This is a genomic window from Oculatella sp. LEGE 06141 (assembly GCF_015207605.1).
Classification (GTDB): domain Bacteria; phylum Cyanobacteriota; class Cyanobacteriia; order Elainellales; family Elainellaceae; genus Oculatella.
The window spans coordinates 65,502-85,162 of sequence record NZ_JADEWO010000031.1 but is presented as its reverse complement, the minus strand read 5'-3'; the positions used below and the strand labels follow the sequence as shown (position 1 = coordinate 85,162).

19 protein-coding genes, 1 tRNA gene and 1 pseudogene are annotated in these 19,661 nt (G+C 50.8%); 14 read left to right on the top strand and 7 right to left on the bottom strand.

Translation table 11 applies throughout. The features are described 5' to 3' along the window. Positions 1–127: pseudogene (locus IQ268_RS19775) on the bottom strand (photosystem II D2 protein (photosystem q(a) protein)); the annotation flags it as partial. A gap of 280 nt (positions 128–407) precedes the next feature. Here IQ268_RS19775 and IQ268_RS19770 point away from each other — a divergent pair. The 9 genes from IQ268_RS19770 to IQ268_RS19730 all read left to right on the top strand — a co-directional run bounded on the left by IQ268_RS19770 (position 408) and on the right by IQ268_RS19730 (position 9,724). Further along, positions 408–677, top strand: coding sequence for a hypothetical protein (locus IQ268_RS19770; protein WP_193882940.1), 270 nt, complete (start codon positions 408–410; stop codon positions 675–677). 23 nt (positions 678–700) lie between these two features. Continuing rightward, positions 701–1,384 carry an energy-coupling factor ABC transporter ATP-binding protein gene (locus tag IQ268_RS19765; RefSeq protein ID WP_193882939.1) on the top strand — a complete coding sequence of 228 codons (684 nt, stop codon included), beginning with the start codon at positions 701–703 and terminating at the stop codon, positions 1,382–1,384. A gap of 177 nt (positions 1,385–1,561) precedes the next feature. Next, entirely contained in the window at positions 1,562–2,128 is a 567-nt protein-coding gene (locus IQ268_RS19760; RefSeq protein WP_193882938.1) for an NYN domain-containing protein, read from the top strand. 77 nt (positions 2,129–2,205) lie between these two features. Next, positions 2,206–2,277, top strand: a tRNA-Asn gene (locus tag IQ268_RS19755). A 544-nt stretch (positions 2,278–2,821) separates the two neighbouring features. Next, on the top strand, positions 2,822–5,251 hold the full coding sequence (locus IQ268_RS19750) for a hypothetical protein (protein WP_193882937.1): 2,430 nt from the start codon (positions 2,822–2,824) through the stop codon (positions 5,249–5,251). A gap of 179 nt (positions 5,252–5,430) precedes the next feature. After that, positions 5,431–7,620, top strand: coding sequence for a PAS domain S-box protein (locus tag IQ268_RS19745; RefSeq protein ID WP_193882936.1), 2,190 nt, complete (start codon positions 5,431–5,433; stop codon positions 7,618–7,620). Positions 7,621–7,740: 120 nt separating this feature from the next. Next, on the top strand, positions 7,741–8,226 hold the full coding sequence (locus IQ268_RS19740; protein WP_193882935.1) for a pentapeptide repeat-containing protein: 486 nt from the start codon (positions 7,741–7,743) through the stop codon (positions 8,224–8,226). Further along, complete coding sequence (locus IQ268_RS19735; RefSeq protein ID WP_193882933.1) at positions 8,226–9,380, top strand: 5-(carboxyamino)imidazole ribonucleotide synthase; 1,155 nt, start codon at positions 8,226–8,228, stop codon at positions 9,378–9,380. The genes IQ268_RS19740 and IQ268_RS19735 overlap by 1 nt, the downstream gene beginning before the upstream one ends. A gap of 128 nt (positions 9,381–9,508) precedes the next feature. After that, complete coding sequence (locus IQ268_RS19730) at positions 9,509–9,724, top strand: hypothetical protein (protein WP_193882931.1); 216 nt, start codon at positions 9,509–9,511, stop codon at positions 9,722–9,724. A 90-nt stretch (positions 9,725–9,814) separates the two neighbouring features. Here the strand turns inward: IQ268_RS19730 and IQ268_RS19725 are convergent, their stop codons facing one another. Further along, positions 9,815–11,632 carry an ABC transporter ATP-binding protein gene (locus IQ268_RS19725; protein WP_193882929.1) on the bottom strand — a complete coding sequence of 606 codons (1,818 nt, stop codon included), beginning with the start codon at positions 11,630–11,632 and terminating at the stop codon, positions 9,815–9,817. Between the two features lie 543 nt (positions 11,633–12,175). After that, a complete protein-coding gene (locus tag IQ268_RS19720) occupies positions 12,176–12,316 on the bottom strand; it encodes a hypothetical protein (protein WP_193882927.1) in 141 nt (46 codons plus the stop codon). 362 nt (positions 12,317–12,678) lie between these two features. On the opposite strand from IQ268_RS19720, the gene IQ268_RS19715 reads away from it, so the two are divergent. Continuing rightward, on the top strand, positions 12,679–13,716 hold the full coding sequence (locus IQ268_RS19715; RefSeq protein WP_193882925.1) for a GDSL-type esterase/lipase family protein: 1,038 nt from the start codon (positions 12,679–12,681) through the stop codon (positions 13,714–13,716). A gap of 5 nt (positions 13,717–13,721) precedes the next feature. Next, a complete protein-coding gene (locus IQ268_RS19710) occupies positions 13,722–14,999 on the top strand; it encodes an FGGY-family carbohydrate kinase (protein WP_193882923.1) in 1,278 nt (425 codons plus the stop codon). Here the strand turns inward: IQ268_RS19710 and IQ268_RS19705 are convergent. The 3 genes from IQ268_RS19705 to clpS form a co-directional block, all read right to left on the bottom strand. Further along, positions 14,996–15,568 carry a DUF3611 family protein gene (locus IQ268_RS19705; protein WP_193882921.1) on the bottom strand — a complete coding sequence of 191 codons (573 nt, stop codon included), beginning with the start codon at positions 15,566–15,568 and terminating at the stop codon, positions 14,996–14,998. The two genes, IQ268_RS19710 and IQ268_RS19705, sit on opposite strands and share 4 nt — an antisense overlap. A gap of 128 nt (positions 15,569–15,696) precedes the next feature. Continuing rightward, positions 15,697–16,575: a CPBP family intramembrane glutamic endopeptidase gene (locus tag IQ268_RS19700; protein ID WP_228035532.1), complete on the bottom strand. Its 879-nt coding sequence runs from the start codon at positions 16,573–16,575 to the stop codon at positions 15,697–15,699. 43 nt (positions 16,576–16,618) lie between these two features. Next, positions 16,619–16,900 (bottom strand): ATP-dependent Clp protease adapter ClpS, encoded by a 282-nt coding sequence (clpS, locus tag IQ268_RS19695; protein ID WP_193882919.1) that lies wholly within the window; start codon positions 16,898–16,900, stop codon positions 16,619–16,621. A gap of 275 nt (positions 16,901–17,175) precedes the next feature. On the opposite strand from clpS, the gene IQ268_RS19690 reads away from it, so the two are divergent. Together IQ268_RS19690 and IQ268_RS19685 are read left to right on the top strand one after the other, a co-directional pair. Then, on the top strand, positions 17,176–17,613 hold the full coding sequence (locus IQ268_RS19690) for a hypothetical protein (protein ID WP_193882917.1): 438 nt from the start codon (positions 17,176–17,178) through the stop codon (positions 17,611–17,613). Between the two features lie 201 nt (positions 17,614–17,814). Then, the gene (locus tag IQ268_RS19685; RefSeq protein ID WP_193882915.1) at positions 17,815–17,988 is read left to right on the top strand and encodes a hypothetical protein; all 174 of its coding nucleotides are present in this window, start codon (positions 17,815–17,817) and stop codon (positions 17,986–17,988) included. A 273-nt stretch (positions 17,989–18,261) separates the two neighbouring features. Here the strand turns inward: IQ268_RS19685 and IQ268_RS19680 are convergent, their stop codons facing one another. Next, positions 18,262–18,456: a hypothetical protein gene (locus tag IQ268_RS19680; RefSeq protein ID WP_193882913.1), complete on the bottom strand. Its 195-nt coding sequence runs from the start codon at positions 18,454–18,456 to the stop codon at positions 18,262–18,264. 753 nt (positions 18,457–19,209) lie between these two features. Here IQ268_RS19680 and IQ268_RS19675 point away from each other — a divergent pair. After that, on the top strand, positions 19,210–19,545 hold the full coding sequence (locus IQ268_RS19675; protein WP_193882911.1) for an STAS domain-containing protein: 336 nt from the start codon (positions 19,210–19,212) through the stop codon (positions 19,543–19,545). The last annotated feature ends 116 nt before the right edge of the window (positions 19,546–19,661 follow it).

The window sequence follows — 19,661 nt, the reverse complement described above, 5'->3', positions numbered from 1 at the left end:
GGTAGGCGCAGGGGAACAGCAGTAGACCAGACCAGCCAACGAAGACGAATCGGTCGCGCTTTAGCCAGTCATCGAGGACATCAAACCATCCTCGATTGGCTTGCGCTCGTCCCATTGCTATGGTCATAGCGCGAATCTCCAAATATATAACTACAGATGATTTCGTGTTAATGACACTGCGTTCTCATACTCAAGAGCAGAAAACGCGATGAAATCTGAGTAGAGTTTACTTTTCTTTACTCTTCTACTCATTATATCGATACTCTCTCAGATTGTTCACTCTTTCCGCTAAGTTAGTTTGGTGCAGCAGCGGAAACTTGCTTAGACCAAGTGGTTTAAGACAGTTGAAAACATTTGAGATAATAGAAATTGGTTCTGCTAATTCAGTTGGATAGTCCTTAGAAGATATGTTCATTATTGACGTGACGTTGAAAAGTACACCGATGGCGTTGTCGGTGCAGCGAAAAACAGCCGAAGGCGCAAAAGCGCTGTATCAGCAAATTCTAGATGCCCTTCGGAATGGAAATCCTACCGTGTTAGAGCTGACCTGTGAGCAGCAAGTAGAGAAGACAATCGGTATTCTTGTGAGCGAAATTTCGGCAGTGCAAATGGCTGAAAAGTCCAGCACCGCGACCGCTTCGGGTAGACCTCCAGGCTTTTTCGCCCTGGCAGAATAGCGTATACCTGCTTTAGATAAACCATGACACACCCTCCCGTACCAGCGATCGCCATTCGAGACTTAACCTTTCAATGGTCATCGGGCAATTCTGTTTTGCGTAACTGCTCCTTGACCGTTCCCAGGGGCGAGTTTTGGATGCTGTTGGGCACCAACGGCAGCGGAAAATCGACCCTTCTGCGATTGCTGGCGGGATTACTCGTTCCCCAATCTGGCGAAATCGACGTTCTCCCCCCGGTGGGTTTTGTCTTTCAAAATCCTGATCACCAGTTGGTGATGCCCACCGTTGGAGCCGATATTGCGTTTGGATTGGTAGACGAAAACTTGTCGTTTCCCGAAATTCGTCAGCGCGTCGAGGAAGCGTTAACCGCCGTTAACCTCCAGCATTTGCAGCGGCGACCCATTTACGCACTCAGCGGCGGCCAAAAGCAACGCATTGCCATTGCAGGAGCGATCGCACGTCACTGTAACGTTTTACTGTTGGATGAACCAACTGCACTTCTCGATCCAGATAGCCAGCTCGATCTGGTAGCGCAGGTTCAGCGACTCGTTAAAAGCAGAGGGCTAACCGCGCTATGGGTCACGCATCGGCTAGATGAACTGGATTATTGTGATGGAGCTTTCTTACTAGAGCAAGGGCAAGTGGTAGATGACGGCGATCCAGAACGGCTAAAACAGCGGCTAATGCAAACGCCAGACGCGGCCTAGAGTAGCGCCGGAATTTGCACGATTCACCTCAATTGGCTCTCAACCTTATCTCCCAAGCATCTACAACAGTCGTCTGGCGTTCATTATTTCTCCAGATGATTCACATAATGCAACAAAAAAGTGGCATGATAAGAATATGAAATAGCTCTGACCTGATGTTTATCTAATGACTTAACCATGCCACGCCCTAAACCGCAGGCATTGCTACTGGTAGATGGCTACAACGTAATTGGAGCCTGGTCTAATTTGCAATGCGCTCGTGATCGATATGGTTTAGAAGCAGCGCGGCGAGAGTTAATCGAAGCACTGGTCGGATACAGTGCATTTCACGGGTTTGACACCAGAATTGTCTTTGACGCGCAATACCAAGACACACCGGGTAGCCGCGAAGTGGTTACACCAACGTTGTCTATTTGCTACACCGACTATCGCCAAACCGCAGATTCTTATATTGAGCGAACCTGTTCCCTATTTCGTAGCGACCTACGCAAGTTTGAACAGCGGCTGATTGTAGCAACCTCCGACCGAGCGCAACAGTTAACCGTAGTTGGTTATGGGGCTGAGTGGATGTCAACACAGCAACTGTTGGTCGAGGTAGAACTTTCCCATCAGCGCGTGCGGCGCAAGCAGCGACAAACCCATAAGAAGCGATCGCCCAATCGTTTCTTATCCAACTCGCTCGATCCTGCTGCTCAACAACGATTAGCACAGCTACGCATGGGCTGGCCTTTAGATGAACTCTAAAAAGTTCAATTTGCTCGCAAAAATACAGTTTTAGGACTTGCCAAACGGGTTCAACCTGGTTAAGATAAGATTCGCGTTCCTCAGTAGCTCAGTGGTAGAGCGGTCGGCTGTTAACCGATTGGTCGCAGGTTCGAATCCTGCCTGGGGAGTTTAAGACCAGAGTTCAAGAAAACCAGAGCATACCAACTCCAACGTTATGCTGCCGGAGGCGCGATTGCGTCTCAGTTAGCTAGTAGGAAAACGACAGCAGAGCGGTGCTGCACGATAAAGATTCGCGCCCCACCTTAAGACCCTAAGAGAATCCCAATTCTGGGGACTTAGAGCTATAATTTCGCAGCGACTCGTCCCTCCATCTCGAACCATGTCGAACTATTGATAGTTGTGGGTCAATCGTGGTAGTCGGGCAGCAGTTACAGTTTTGCAAACATCCGCCTTCTGCGCCTAAGAGCGGGGTTAGGCTAGTGGAACTTGCGGCATTTGTAGTGCTTGCAACCAATTCACTTCAAATTCAGTTCAAATTCAGCCCATAGCTTAAGAACTTATTAAGAGGGAAAGATAACTGGATTTCAGCAGCTAAGTTGATGTTCAAGATACCTCCTAACTGCGTCTCCAGCCTCATCTGCACTGCCTCAAGGTAACTCAGGTGGGGCTGATCTTTGGGCGGATCAAATCGATTCATGAATTCGCAGCAGTATGGTTAGGGTCTTCACGAATTTAGTAGTCACTCAACGGCTTTTGATTGTGGCTGCAACGGCTGGAACGTTAGCCGTTGGCTGGCTGTCACTGGGGCGATCGCCCCAACTGCTTCCGTCCCCTGAAGAAGCGAACCGTCAAGCAGAACAGCTCAGTCCTGAGGAGCTAACAAACCTCTCTATTGATGCCGAGTTGCGCGATCGTCTCCGCTTTGACCCAGCTTGGCAGCCGATCGCTCGATCGGTGCGGCAAGATCTGATGATCCTGAAATGGGGTAACAATCAGCTCGCCAATCCTGTTTGGCAACGCTATGGTGCCAGAGCCTATCCGCTGTTAGCGTATTACGCTCGCTCTGCCGATCCAACGCGCCAAACCTATGGCGTTGTTGGCATCCGCTCACTTGGCAAGCCCTACACAACCCTCTGGCTAGAACAGCAGCTCCAGCACCAGGCAAAAGCGCCCGATTTCTACTTAGTCACTGGGAATCCTGCTCTGGTGCTCGATCCAACTATTGATGCCCCTTACGAGTGGAACTGGCAACCAGAGTTTGGTTTGGACGATCCAGAGACGCGCGATCGCCTGATTCGACTGGCGCAAGATTATCTAGAACCGGAAACATCACCCGATTACTACAGCCAGTTTAATTTGAGTTTTTTAACGGCTCTGTTAGGTTACGAAGAGTTACTGCCGCCTCAACCAGCAGCACCATCCCATCCAGCACTTGACCCAGCCCTGGACGAGTGGAACCAGCTTGAGCAGCGTACCCCCTTGACGACAGCTCAAATTCAGCAGGCTATAAACATTTATCGCAACCTCAGCCCGCAAACGCAGGAGTATTTCCTGGTGACTCGCTTAGGAGAGATACGCGCAGGTGAGATATCTGCACTGGGAGCAGCGTTATTGCGGCATCTGGCAACAAATCCTGAATCGAGCGAGCAAGTATGGGCGATCGCAGAACTCAATCGGCATGGCGACCCGCAAGGCAGAAGATTGCTGCAAACCATCCTCAATGGCGACTTAACGCCCCTTCATACCCTGACTCGCGCCGTTAGCTATGGCTTTTTCCCTCAAACAGTCGATTGGGGAACCCACGCTTACTATTTGCTGGTAGGCATGGCCGAGCAGTATCCCCAGTCCAGGTTCATTCGGGCATCAAAAGAATATGGAGAGTTGAGGGGAATCTACTACTTTGGTGGAGAACCGCGCAGCGAAACCAGTGTAGAGCAGGCAGAACAGACCCCAGCCGCCCAGCGAGAACAGAATTGGCAAACATGGCTAAACCAGTACTCCGATCATCCTGGAGCCGACGACGCTACCTATTTTCTGGCTCGGAGCCTGCAAGACCAGAACAAGGTGATGGAGGCAATGGAACACTGGATCGCCTTGATGACGCAACCTATTGGGGATGGCGATGCCGCTTACTTGGCCTACCCGCACGTGCGATCGCTGCTGGATGTTGGACTAACCACCGACCAACTGGCAACGGTACTAGAGCAGCATCAAAATGAGGCGATCGCCCCATTATTTCAGTATGCTCTGGCTGTACATCAGGCCCGCGCTCAGGACTACGCCCAAGCCCTGCAAACATCGAACGGGCTAAATTTTGCGCCGCTTCAAGAGGTATTAGAGAGGTATTACGGTGCCGATGAGCGGTTTGGGTATGCCTTCCGCCCCAACACAACCCTGGAGGATATGCAAACCTTGCTGGCAGAGCAACGGCAAAAGTGGCACCAGTTGCAACAATTACAGGCCACCAATACACCTCAGTCTCGGTATGAACTGGCCTCAAATTGGGCTGGAGAAGGCGGCTGGAAGAATGGTTATTTAGCGGTGTGGGACGATGGCCGTACTGCTTTATTGCCGACCGGAGATTGGAGCAACTACTACTGCACCATTTTTTGGGTTTGTAACCAGGCGGTGCGATCGCCAGAGGCGGTGCGGTTGTCCTACCAGCAAGGGAGCCAGAACGCGATCGCCCTGTCCCTCTATCAAAAGCTGTTGGACGATCCCAATATTCCTGCTTCCATGCGCGAGAAAGCAATTTACATGGCAACCGAAACGCTGCTCTGGCAATGGGAAGACCATCCGTTGGGCGAAACCTTTCGTATTCATCCCCCGGCAGGGGTTAAGAGCACGATCGCCATTCCCGATCCAACCGCAGCAGCTAACCTCGATTACTACGATGAATGGCAATCGCAATACGACCAGTATGAGCAGGATTATCTCAATGCGCTGAATGAGGCGATCGAGCAATTGCAGCGCACCTTCCCGCAAAGCGTCTACATTGATGACTTACTGTTTTCTAAATATGCCCTCAGTGGTCAACTCGGCTCTTTAGAACAAATCGTGCAACGTTATCCCAACGGCGATCGAGCAGAAGAAGCTCAATTCTTGATCAACCATCGCCACCTGCACACCAATCCCGAATAACTTAGGCGAATACAAAGAAAAACTGTGAAACAGTAGCGGAAATGCAGTCCCTTGATAAAATCTCTATACTTCATTGGTGATCTGTTCGCTAGAAGTTGAAGCGGCTCTCCCTCAACAGCGCCTTGCCGACTCTTGGAAATCAGCACTTTTACCCAATAGCCCCATAGGAGAGTGCAGACGTGTCAGCCAGGCTGCGAGCTGTATCTCATTTATTTAAAGCTCGGCTATCACAACGAATCGTTCTTTGGGTGTTTGCCAGCATTGTCGCCATTGAAGCCGTCATTCTGATTCCGTCGGTCTATCGGCGGCAGCGAGAGTTGCTGTTTCACCTCAAGGAGGTTTCTGCTGCCCATGCCTCAGGCGTGCTTTCTGCGATGTGGGAACACCGTACCCGCACCCGCTCTGGCACCGAGCTTTTAGCACAACTTCAGCACATTCAAGCCGATCGCAACGTTTCCGGCGGAGCGCTATACACCGCGCAGGGGGTGCTCATTGGCAGTTTTGGTGAGGCTCCCGAACTGTCGGCGGCATCCCTGCTAAGCGATCGCCGGAGTGATTTTTTAAGCCGGGACGGAACCCGCTACGATGCAGTGTGGGAAATGTCGCCGCTGGACGGTCAGTACATTTTAATCATTCGTCACGATGCGACAACGGTACAGCAAGAAGTGGTGGCCTTCATCGGACGCATTGCCGGATTGGTGTTAATTGTGAGCATTTTTGTCACCATCGCCACCCTGATGGCACTAGAACCAACCCTGATTACACCCATCTTGATGCTGCGGAGCGACCTGTTGAATGCGGGTCAAGCCATTAGCAACGACGCAGAACCCCAGCCGTTTTATTCGGCTTCCAGCCATCGTCAGGATGAATTGGGAGAAGTGATTACCGCCTTTAACCAGATGTATCAGCAAATTTCGGAGGCGATCGCCAAACGCAAACAAGCCGAAATAGCGCTCCGGTTATCAGAGCAAAATTTTTCAGCGGCGTTTCAGTGCAGCCCGAACCCTGTGACCTTGGGCACCTTTCCAGAGGGGCGATTTATCGTCGTTAACGAGAGCTTTCAGCGTGTGTTTGGATACACTCCAGAGGAGGCGATCGGCCATACCCCCGTGGAGCTACAGCTCTGGAGCAACCTGGATGCTGGCAATAGCATGATCGCCCTGCTACGCGACAAAAAAGCCTTTCGCAATCACGAGCATCGATTCCGAACGAAATCAGGGGAACAAAAAACCGTGCTGTTTTCAGCCGAGCTTATCAAAATCGGCCAGCAGGAACTTCTCCTCACGGTTGCCAATGACATCACCCAGCGGAAGCAGGCAGAAGAAGGATTGCAGGACAGCGAAAGGCGGTTCCGAACCCTGGTTGAGCAAGCAGCGGATGCATTTTTTGTTGTGAATGCTGAAGGCAAGATTTTGGATGCCAACCAGCAGGCGTGCAACTACCTGAAATACACTCGTGAAGAGCTAATGCAGCTCACGGTGCAAGACATCGAAACCCAGGTAACGTTAGAGGAGTTTCGGACGGGTTGGCAGCGGCTAGCGCCAGGAGTGTCCATCACTATAACCGGAGAATATCGGCGCAAAGACGGCACCCGCTTTCCGGTTGAAGTACGCGCCAGCTTGATTGAAGCAGGCGGACAACTGCTGTTGCTGGCTCTGGCTCGTGATATCAGCGAACGCAAACAAACTGAGAAAGCAATGGCACAACTGGCCGAAATTGGCGAACTCGCCGCCATGATTGTGCATGAGGTGCGAAATCCGCTCACTACAATCCTGCTGGGTTTACAGTCTTTCCAGCAGTTGGAGTTGCCAGAACGGGCACAAACCCGACTGGCGTTTGCCCTGGAAGAGTCCGATCGCCTGCAACGGCTACTCAATGAAATTCTGCTGTATGCCAGACAACAAAGTCTACAGATGAGTGCACTAGAGCTAAATGCCCTGATAGTAGAACTCTTGGACTCGCTACGCAGTATGCCTGTTGCCGCCGGACGACAGATTCACTTTGTTGCTGCTCCAATGCCTATCAACATCTCGGGCGACAAAGACAAGCTGAGGCAGGTGTTCATCAACTTAATTAGCAACGCCTGTGAAGCCGTTTCTCTGGGAGACGTGGTCACCTGGACGATAAAGCTTGCTCCTAGCCAGCAGCAGGTATGCATCCAAGTTCACAACAGTGGCGAGCCGATTCCACCCGAACTGTTACCCAAACTAACGCAACCCTTTCAAACCACGAAACCCTCCGGCAATGGGTTGGGGCTGGCGATCGCCAAGCGCATTGTCGAAGCCCACCACGGCGAACTGACCATTGAATCGGCGATGGCAACCGGAACCACGGTCAGCATTCATTTTCCGATCGCACTACCCCAATGAATCCGTTGCCATACCGCTCGGCCATAGGCGCGATCGCTCAAATCCTGGCAAGATAATGATAATAATACTGGCGTAACCCTCTTGCCAGCCTTCGATCACCCAAATCAACCGAAACTTACAATGTGGCAACGACTGTTTGCTGGTTTGCTAATTATTTTAGTGTGCGGCTGGAGCGCTCCAGCCCATGCCGACTGGACGACTCCAATGTCTTACAGCAATGCTGAGCTAAAAGGACGCGATTTCTCAGGCCAAAGCCTGCAAGCATCAGAATTTTCTAACGCGAACCTCGAATTGGCTGACTTTAGCTATGCTGATATCCGTGGAGCGGTGTTTAGCGCCTCAGTCATGACAATGGCAAACTTACATGGTGCCGATTTAACCAACGCTATGGCCGACCAGGTTAATTTTCAAGGAGCCAACTTGAGCGATGCCGTCTTTGTGGAGGCCATCATGCTGCGATCGACCTTTGGCGATACTGATATTACCGGAGCCGATTTCAGCGATGCCATTCTGGATGGAGTTCAGGTAAAAGAGCTGTGCAGTCGGGCGAGTGGGGTCAATTCTAAAACAGGCATTACCACTCGCGATTCCCTGGGTTGCCGCTAATGAAGCAACGAGTAGGCGTGATTGGTGGGGGGCAACTGGCCTGGATGATGGCAGATGCCGCCAATGCATTAGGAATTGAGTTGGTTGTCCAAACCCCTAACCCAGACGATCCAGCCGTGGCGATCGCCACGGACACAATTCTGGCCGCGGTGGATGATGCAATGGCGACCGCCGAGTTAGCCAAACACTGTAACGTCATCACCTTCGAGAACGAATTTGTTAATTTAGAAGCTCTCTTTCCGTTAGAACAGCAAGGCATTTGTTTTTATCCTCAGCTTTCCTCGCTGGCACATTTGCTAGACAAGTACCATCAGCGCCGTTTCCTCCAGGGGTTAGGGTTGCCTGTTCCTGAATTTGCCGATGTTGATCTGCCTGTTTTTTTGCCAGACTTTGCTCAGTTAGGATATTTAGAGTTTCCAATTGTGCTAAAAAGTCGGCGCTTGGGATACGACGGGCAGGGAACGTTTATTCTCAAGGCTCCGGCAGAGCTTGAAGGCGTGATGGAGCAGATGGCGAATCAGCCATTGATGATTGAGCGATTTGTGCCCTTCGAGCGTGAACTGGCAATCATGGCGGCGCGCTCCATCTCTGGGGAGATTATCACCTATCCACTGGTCGAAACCCAGCAAGAGCAGCAAGTTTGTCGGCGAGTCGTGGTAACTCAGGAGTTTGATTCAAGCATTACCCAACAAGCAGAAGCGATCGCTCGGACGCTGTTGGAAAGCTTGCAAGTCGTGGGCATCTTTGGCATTGAGCTATTTCTGACCACAGACGGGCAGCTTTTGATCAACGAGATTGCCCCACGGACGCACAATTCCGGTCACTACACGCTAGATGCCTGTGTTACGTCTCAGTTCGAGCAGCACTTACGCGCGGTTTGTGGTTTGCCGTTGGGTAAACCACAGCTTTTAGCCGATACGGCAGTGATGGTGAATCTGCTGGGGTTCGAGCATTCCGACAGTGACTATCTAAGCCAGCGTCAGCAAATGGCCGATATCCCCAACGCTCATGTGCATTGGTACGGTAAAACCGTATCGCGTCCGGGGCGCAAATTAGGCCATGTAACAGTGCTGCTCAATCAAACGTCGCCTGCATCAGCCCGGTCGCAAGCCCTTGACCTCGCCAGCACAATCGAGTCGATCTGGTATCCATAGCCGCAGTGCTGGTTCAGTGCAGGAAGCTATCCTCATGTGCGTGCAATTCCCCTACTTCTCCCTTACTGTGGATGGCCAAACAGGGGGGCGATCGCTACCGTAATCCCATACGGATTTGAGGAAACGACATGACCAGCCAAAGGCCAAATCAAGCGGAATCCTATCCAGATGAGGCATTAGCGGGCGATCCGTCCGTCAGCAAAGAGGCATCCTCCGAGGTTGTTCAGCGGGTTGAGGGGCAAAATCAGACCATCAAAACGCCGCCCAAAGAGATGGAAAGTGAAGTGGCAGCCACCGATCGTGACCTCAGCGATCTGACGATGGGTATTGAAGACGAGGCTTAAACGCTAAAGAGACGTTCCGCTGGAACGTCTCTTTTACTAATCCAATGAATTGAATCTAACCTCAATCCAATGAATTGAATCTAACCTCAGTTAAACCAGCAGTTCTCCTGTTTCTTGCAGCGCGTGCAGACGGTGATAAATGCCCCGCTGACTAAGCAGTTCGCTATGGTTGCCAACTTCAACGATCTGTCCCTGATCCAGCACTACTATTTTGTCGGCTTCGCGGACGGTGCTCAGTCGATGAGCAATGATGATGGTGGTGCGGGTTCCTAAGATACTTCGCATGGCCAGTTGGATCGATCGCTCCGACTCGTAATCCAGGCTGGATGTTGCCTCATCAAACACCAGCACATCGGGATCAACCAGCAACGCTCTGGCGATCCCCAGGCGCTGCCGTTGCCCGCCCGACAATCGCACCCCTCGCTCGCCCACAACGGTACGGTATTTTTGCGGCAGCAGGTGAATAAATTCATCCACTCTGGCAATCCGGCAGGCCACCTCGACTTGCTCGAAGCTAACCGCAGGGTTGCCGTAGGTGAGGTTATCGAGCAGGGTACCGTTGAATACATCCACCTCCTGGTGAACGATCGCCAGTCGCCGTCGATACCCGGTCACATCCAGAGAACGGATGTCCTGCCCATCCATGCGAATACAGCCCGACTGCGGGTCAAAATAGCGGAACAGCAGCTTGACCAACGTTGACTTCCCGGAACCAGAACGCCCAACCAGCGCTACCGTTTGATAGGGTTCGATCAGCAAACTGCCCCCTTGCAATACGGGGCGATCGGCTTCATAGCCAAACGTCACGTCTGAAAAATCAACCTTTCCGGTAAATTGGTAGGTTTTCATGGCGTCTGGGTTAGCCAGCAAACTCATGGAATCAATGCCAGCAGGGCGTTGGATAAATTCATGGAAGCGCAGCATTGAGGCATAGCGACGGGCAAAGATTTCAGCCAAATTACTAATCGGCTCCAGTTCAGCGTAGGCCATGCTGGACACGGTGAGCGTGGTGACAAAGTGCCCCAAAGACATCTGACCCTGTAAGGTAGCTGCCAGCGTTAGCCCCAGAACCACGAAGACGCAAATTTGGATAATTAGCCGTTGCCAGGTAAACAATTGAATGTAGCCCCGATGAATGCGATAGTCCACCACTTTGAACTCGCGTTCTAGTCGCTGCTGCTGTCTGGCCAATTCTGCCGACTCAGAAGCAAATGCCTTCACCGTTTTGATGTTGGTAATCAGTTCTGAAGTGCGGCTTTCTGTATTTTCCATGTAGCGATCGAGTACCGCTTCTCGGTTGATCAGCTTCTTGAGATCTCGCAGGGTAAAACTCAAGATAAAGATAAAAGAAATCAGAAACAGAACCGAAATCCGCCAGTCGATCGCCAGAATGACGAAAAAGATGCCCAGCACACGAAACAGCTTGGGAATGAGCTGTCCAGAAATTTCTGGGTAAGTCCAGGTGTGGTTTGACAATCCTCTAGCCACCCGTCCGGCAATCCGTCCAGGATTGTTCTCGTCATAAAACTCTAGCGGCAGCGTCAAAATTTTCTCGATCGTGCGGGCACTATGATCGCGCCGTGTTCGCAGGGCTATGTCCCAGTGAAACCAGGCTCCTAACCAGGGCTGGATTGGCGCTCTAATAACAGTGACTACAAAAATAAGGCTTAACAGCACAGCCAGGGACAGCGATCGCCCAACGGGTTGCCCAGTCATAACGGCTATGCTGTCAATCGAGCGTTGCAGCACAGTATCCAACCGTTGCTGAGACAAAACGTTCAAAATTTGCCCAATTGCGTAGGGCACCACCAGATCAATAATTTCAAACAGGCTACTGGCAGCAATGCTGAGGACAGCGATCGCCCAATAGTTTTTGTAGTAGCCCACAATATCTCGAAACGTTGCCATGACTGTTCCCCCCTCACCAGCGATGACCCACTGGCTAGATAGATCGCATCCGTTCATCAATGGAGCGCACTTCAAATTAACCCAGGACAGCCTGAGCTAAATCTGGCTCCCGCCTCTAACCCACAATGAAGAATAGTGACTGCTTCAGGCGATCGCCTCGTCAACCAGATCAAACGGGTTGGGTTCTATCCCGTCTCAATCAAGTCAGAGCATAACCCGCACCACCTCCCCTGTTTTACAGCGTGGATTCAGCCAGGTAAAAGCAGAGTTTTGACGGCTAACAGTATTCCTGACCTAGCCATGTCAACCTATTAGCATTGCAACTACGAATTGTAGCATAATTGTAGTATGTTTTAGCAGCAGCCATCCACGATCGTGCCCTGGAAGGTTGTAGCCGTTGCCAGATCTGCTAATTCCGTTAAAAACAAAGGGTAGCGCGATCGCACTACCCCGAAGATCAATTTATAGTTAATTAGCCAACCAAACGAACACAACAGCTACGACCCGATCTAAATCAAGCGACCCACTGGATCTAACCGCGACTCAATTGATCACATAAGCCGATTGCAACGCCCACACAATTAAAGCGGCAATTGAACCCAGAATCACTAGAGCCGAAAGCGTAATTGCAGTTGGGCTATCCGCTCCTTTGAACTTCATAATTCCCCGATTAAAGTCTGTCATCTGAGCCGTGTCCTCCTAACTCAAAGCTTAAAGTTATCGGTTTAAAGTTGTAGACAGAAGGGCCGGGTCTAACGGTGACTTTATCCAAGTCACTACCAACTCGATTGTATCCAGCCTACTAAGAGATTTAGAGTTTTGTTCTACACTTTATTATTTTTTCTTATCTAACTCATGGCTCAATTCATACTCTGAGCCTGAATGCTTGTCCGTAGCTGGGGCTACGGTGTCGTGGCGCACCAATACTCTTTAGCCAACCGCCATAATTTGCCCTGAATCTGACAAGACTCATTTGGATTAGGGTTGTTAACGAGCCTTGAACCACTAAACTAATCACAGCCTTAATGCGTAACAAGGAGCGTTAAGTGGTTACTGTCCTGATTATTTTGCTGTTAATTGTTGTTTTAGTCGTCATTTTTGAACTGGGTTTGCGCTGGTGGCTGGGGTTTGGCAATCCTTTAGTGTATGTATCGGATGATCAAATTGGCTATTTGTTAGCACCCAACCAGGCCACTCGACGCTTTGGTAATCGAATTAGAATCAATCAGTACTCCATGCGAGGCGAAGATATTGAAGTTCCTCGACCAGGATCAACCCTGCGGATTCTGCTACTAGGAGATTCGATCGCCAACGGCGGCTGGTGGACTGACCAGGAACAAACCATTTCAGCCCGTCTACAAACCCACTTACAGCAACAGTTGCAGTCAAAGGCGGCTCAAGGCGTGGTTGACCAGGTCGAAGTCCTAAACGCTTCGGCAAACTCCTGGGGGCCTCGAAACGAATTGGCGTATCTACAGAAATTTGGTCATTTCGAAGCTCAAGCCATTATTCTGCTGCTCAATACAGATGATTTGTTTGCGACGGCTCCATCGGCAGCACCCGTTGGACTCGATCGAAACTACCCCGATCGCAAACCGCCAATCGCAATTGCAGAACTATACAGCCGCTACCTGCAAAAACCAACAAAACTTGGCGCACTGCGAGCCTTACAAGAGGAAGGCGATCGCGTTGGGGCAAACTTGCAGGCCATTCAACACATTCGAGCGCTCGCCCATACCTCTCATGCGCTGTTTGTTTTAGCCATGACTCCTTTGCTGCGCGAGCTAGGCGAGTCTGGCCCCAGAGATTACGAGCAGCACGCTCGGCAGCGCTTGATTGAGCTAACTCAAATGGAACGAATTCCATACCTCGATTTTTTGCCCGTGTTCAACCAGGTCGAATCACCTAACTCGCTCTACAGCGACCATATCCATCTCACGCCCGACGGCAACGAGCGCCTGAGCCAGAGCATTGCCGAGTTGCTGGCACAACTACAGGGTCTTTCTGCCGTGCAGCCAGGACTCCACTCTGGCTCTAGTTCGCCAGACTCCGGTTTGCCTGCTTCAGATAGTTCTGCCAATTAATCCCCATGTCTGGGTTCTACTTAGGAATTGACTTTGGCACCTCTGGGGCAAGGGCGATCGCGATCGATGCCAACCGCCAAATTCACGCTCAAACGAGTCTACAGTTTGCTCCCAAAACATCGCACCATTGGGCCACTACCTGGCAAACTACACTGTTTACCCTAATCGAGCAGATTCCTCGACCGTTGCGCCACTCTATTAATGCGATTGCTATTAATGGCACGTCGTCAACGGTGTTACTTTGTAACGCTCAAGGACAACCGCTCACTGAGCCAATCCTCTACAACGATGCTCGTGGCGAGACGGTGCTAGATAATGTGCGGACGATCGCTCCAGCGAATCACACCGTGATCAACGTCACATCCAGTTTTGCCAAATTGCTCTGGTGGGAATCTTACTATAAACCCCAGTCTTATTCAGAACGCGTCTATTTCTTGCACCAGGCCGACTGGCTTGCCTTCCTGCTGCATGGTCAACTGGGTGTTAGCGACTATCACAACGCTCTCAAGTTAGGGTATGACGTTGAGCAGCAGTGTTACCCCGACTGGATAACCAATCGCTCCACTCCGTTTCAACTGCCACACGTGGTCGCACCGGGTACACCAGTGGGCACCATTCAGCCCCAGGTTGGCGATCGCCTCGGCATTCCTGCCAGTTGTGCGATTGGCGCTGGCACCACGGATAGCATTGCGGCATTTTTGGCGAGCGGTGCCAATACCCCCGGAGAAGCGGTTACATCCCTTGGCTCCACCTTGGTCTTAAAACTACTCAGCCAGAGCCGTGTAGATGATGCCCGTTATGGCATCTACAGCCATCGGTTAGGAAATTTATGGTTGGTGGGCGGGGCTTCCAATACAGGGGGAGCCGTCCTGCGCCACTATTTCAGCCCAGACGAGTTAAACCATCTCAGCCAGCAAATCCCAACCGACCAGGCCAGCCCTTTAAATTACTATCCCCTGCTTCAACCGGGTGAGCGCTTCCCAATTAACGATCCAACGCTATCGCCACGGCTTGAACCTCGCCCAACCGAGGCGATCGCATTTCTGCATGGGCTGCTTGAAAGCATTGCCCGGATTGAAGCCAGCGGATACCAGCGCTTGCAGCAGTTTGGAGCCACCCCACTCCAGCGGGTCTACACGGCTGGAGGCGGAGCAGCCAATTTAGCATGGAGTGCTATTCGGCAACGGCATTTGCAAGTACCAGTGGGGCGATCGCTACACACCGAGGCCGCCTACGGAACGGCATTGCTGGCTCTTCAGGCGGTTGGCGCACAAGACCACTAGCGACTCAGACAGCGGACAAGCCACAGAGAAGCGGCCAAACCGACAAAATGCGCTAGCACCGTGTTGGTATTTGCCTGAACGACGAAAATATCTAACGATTGAACAAATTGGGTTGTTCGTTCAGCAGAATAAATAGCGCCCTGCGGCTGGGAAAGCGATTTTGCTAGCAGTAATCCTACGATCGCCTGTGCGCCTAATAACGTAAGCAGCATTCCAACCAGGTTAATCGACAACCCAATTCGCACGGCCTGGATCGCATCACCTCGTTTAGGACGAGCCTGAGCGTTCGAAGTTCGCAACTGCCGCGACAGGCGCGTGTAGCGAAACGACCAGTACGCCCCGGCATAAAGCAGAATTAAGCCACAAATAGCAAAGAAGAAGCCTGCACCAGTACCAGCATTGTTAGCTCCACGCCCCGTTAAGCTGGATACCGCAAATAGCAACACCAGGCTTGAAATGATAGCAAGAACGAGCTGTCCCCAAAAACCGACCCAGCCAGCAATACGAAAGGCCGAAACCACTCGACGAACCGCTGGGGGTAGGGTGTAACTATCTGACTTGCTCGACATAGCTTTCATCAAGGGGTACCGCTCGCCTACAGTGCTTTAGCCTACAGTGTCTTAGCGCCGCTGATAGCCCCACTCATCGCCTGGAATTTAACCTGAGGCTACGATAGCCAGGATAACAGATTTGGCTCTTAATCGGCTGCGTGTCGGCGATCTTGGCGCTTTAGCTGCTGGCAACGGCGGCGCATACAAAGCGCCAGTACACCCAAAAATAGCACTCCGATTCCTCCAGCTAACGGGTTGCGATCGATCCCCGTTACCCACTCCGGTACACGACCAGAGTAATCCACCAACTCGCCAACATTAATGATGTAGTATCCCCACACCAGTCCGGCATGGAGACCAATGGGTAAACCAAGCCGACCCTGGGCAGCAAGGGATTGCTTGTTAGAGGTCGATCGCTTGGCCCACACCAGAGTCAGCCCAAGCAGCACCAACCCAAAAAACTGCGGAGCCGATTGCAGCATCTGCTCAAACGGCTTGATGTAGTGCAGAACAGCAAACGCCAAACTGCTAGCCCAAAGCGCTGTCGTCAGCCGATAGTCTCGCTGCAACTCATCCAGTAGCCAGCCCCGAAAGATTAACTCCTCACCCAGAGCCACCCCCAGAGCCACCATCAACCCTTCTAAACCGATTTGAATCAGTCCTAACGACAATGGCTGCCACGATATCCAACCCAGGATGCCTTGCAGCAAAAACAAGCTCAACAGGCTAATGGCTCCAATGCCCAACCCTTCAACCAGATCCTTAGCGTTCTGTCTGGTCCAAACCAGACCATACTGCTGCAATAACGATGGAGTGCCATAAACATGCCGACTCCACCAATGGAGCAAGCAAAGAAACTCCACAAACAGCAACGCCATTACAATAATGCTGACCGTGTTTTGATCAGTAACTAGCCAGTGGATGACTCCAACTAGCGGCAACCACAACGCCAACAGCATCAGAATAAAGGCGAGTAACCGTACAATCACGGTACAGGCAACAAGTCGGGCAGGCCGGATTTTCAAAAGACACCTGAATCACAACTACAGCAAAGCCGTTGCAACTCGACTATTCGTCTGGCTCAATGGTGCTGGTCAACCCATGGTTTTTTAGAGTTTCGCAGTAAAACTCCGCATGTTCTTGAGCACAGGTAATAACCAGCGCCAAACCATTCGTGTGGGCTTCCATCATGATGCTAACGGCCTGGGGTTGCGTTAAGCTGCTAACCGTCTGCATTAAGGTCTGGACAACATGTTCCATGCTGTTGAAATCATCGTTGTGCAACAGAACTTTGTAGCGGGGTGCAAGTTTGCGTGCCGTTGAACGCTGTTCAATGGTTTCGACTGACACAGGTCTATACCTCTCCGTCTATATCTTCAGAATCTTCAGAACAAATTACAAAAGCTGATGATCTCAACCGCTAAGAGTCAACCAGTGCCGCAGTGGGTCGAATCAGCCGTTGCAATACGTTACTTAACTTCATTTATATCATCCTTGCTCCAGTTCAGGCTTGAGAGTTTGGAGCTGGATAGATGTAGCTTCTACAATTCTATTCAGTAGGGAAAACTAGGGCGAGAACGCTCCACTGCCATTTCAGATCAGTCTTCTCCTAATCTAACCGACCGATGAACCCGTTGCTGAACATCCAACCCGCGCAAATTATCTGTTTAGAACATGAAACAGCTTGCCTGTATGCAGAAGTCATTCAGGTGGTAACGGCGCGACAACAGTGCTGGGTGCGTCCCCTATTCCTTAAAATCGCTTCCCTACCAGAACAGCTCAATGATGCGAACCCGGCATCGGCTCCCGACCTGATTCTCTACGACTTGCGCCAGGGGGCAGATTTAATTTGTCCACTGTCCCTGTTTCGCATGGCCTTAGACACTGAGGTCATACCACTGTTGACTATTTTGGATGATGCCAAATACTGCTCCCCAGCAGGGGATACCGAATCCAATATAGACGACTACCGAACAACGGCCATAGATAACCCTGGCATCGCGCATCAACAGTTGCGCGAGCTCGTTCGCAACGTTTGGCAAGCGCATCCAGAGGCCTTCTAGCGGTTAGCGGGTTCCATAAACTGCTACGGGCGGCTCAAGCTGTTGACTTAGCGATCGCACAACCGCGTCGCCGATTCGTTGATTGAGCCGATCGCTTTACGATCGGAACCAGGTGGGCATCAGGCGGCGATCCAATGGAGCGCTTACAACACGCTCAACTCCCACCTGAGCGTGTTGTAAGACTTAGACTAGTTGGTAAGGATGGCGATCGCCTCTGCGCCTGGAACAGGCAGAACATCAGACGATCGCTGCCCATCAAACATCATTCAGGCGGGACATGGCACGAACTATCCTAATAGTTGCAGCCGCTTTCATCGAATGCTTCAAACCCCCAACGGGTCAGGGCAACCTGCAACAGCCATGCAAAATATCTAAAGAGAGTACCAGTAAAATCCGCAATACTCCGAGTCTATGCTGGTAAAAAAGCGACACACCACATACCGCTTTTTCCGTAAGCACCTTAACAAAGACTTTATACAAACAGCTACTGGCGATCGGTTCAGTGGTAGGTCAACGGCTAACGAAATCAAATGACCGTGAAACGCTGTACGGAATCCGGTCTTGAGTAACGAGCGAGTAGAAGATGCAGCCCTGTGTTAGAAACCGTGACACTCTCATATGACGAATAACGTACCAAGCGCCAAAGAGCTATGGACTTGGAACCAAGCGGATGCGACCAGCATCCATCTCTGACATCAGCAACTCCAAAGCTTCATAGTCTGCTTCAGAAATATGCCCTAACCGGGTCAGCTCATAGTTGATTTCATTTTCGATGTCAGGAGTAAGTTTCCTGATGTAGAGCGCTTTTGAGACAAGATTACGAATTACATGCGTAGTTTTCATAGCAGACTGCCATCGTCTTCAGAGGGGCATCTTCAATGAGGAATTGTCTGCTAAATAACCAGCGTCGGAAGTGATCCAACACGCTGATCTGAAGTGATTTTAGTCACAGACACCATTGTTCGAGTATCCCCACTCAAACTGTATAGCAAATAGGGAAGCACTGCATGTTGTTTTTATCATTCCCACTTTTTTGCTTTTTCACACACCTTTTTCTTAATTTTGCGTGAATTTATCTGAATCAAGTTGGAATCAAGTTGATCCCGCCAGCTCTTTGTATTTTGAGATACAGTCCCCCCAAAAAGTCATCCTCCTTAAGGCAGGTTAATACAGGCTTGAACTAAAATGTTGTCGCCTGAGCGTGAGGTTTACCGCCACTCTCCGCCCCACCTTGAATCAGCATCAGCCTGTCTGTGAGATTCAATCTATGGCATTTAAAAATGACATTGACCGAACCACAGAACTCTGTTTAAAGCAATGCTATGGTGCTCAAATTGGCTTGCTTTAAATAACTGAACGTTGAGAAATCTGTAATTTACGAAGCTCATACAAACTTCAGCAATATTTCGTATCCCTGCACACCTTTCCGTGAAAACACTTACTGAAAACTTTAAACAACTAGGGCTAGCAGATAAAGATTCGGCAAAATGACCTCAATTCATTGGTTCTCATCGGAATCTGCGGCTATCGTCTAGAACATCAGTCGAAAAGCGGTTCTCTATTTGTTGTTGTTGTTAGATCGAAGCAGGATCGAAGATGCAAAGCACTCTTGCCAAATCTCAGTTAAAAGTTGTTCAGCCTTGCGGTCACATCAATGCTTCTAATGCAGCTGACCTGCAAGAACAACTCACCACGATTGTTTCCTCTCGTCAATACGCCTCGTTGCTCGTTGATATGACTAACGTGGAGTCCCTGGACAGTGCCGGTCTGATGGCGCTAGTCTCGGCTCTCACGCTGTCCCAGCAGCTCAATCAGCGCTTTGGGTTATGCAGCGTTTCTCCCTCAATTCGGATCATTTTTGAGCTAACTCAACTCGATCGCGCTTTCGAAATTTTTGAGCAGCGCTCCACCTTTGAGGCGGCGATCGCTTAAACGCACCCCCTATGGTTTGGATAGCTGATTCTATAACCGTGCAAAACACAGCAACCAAGCAACACTGTTTTGCTCAAACTCTGCTGACCACCAGAGGTCGCGATAAGCATCCGGTA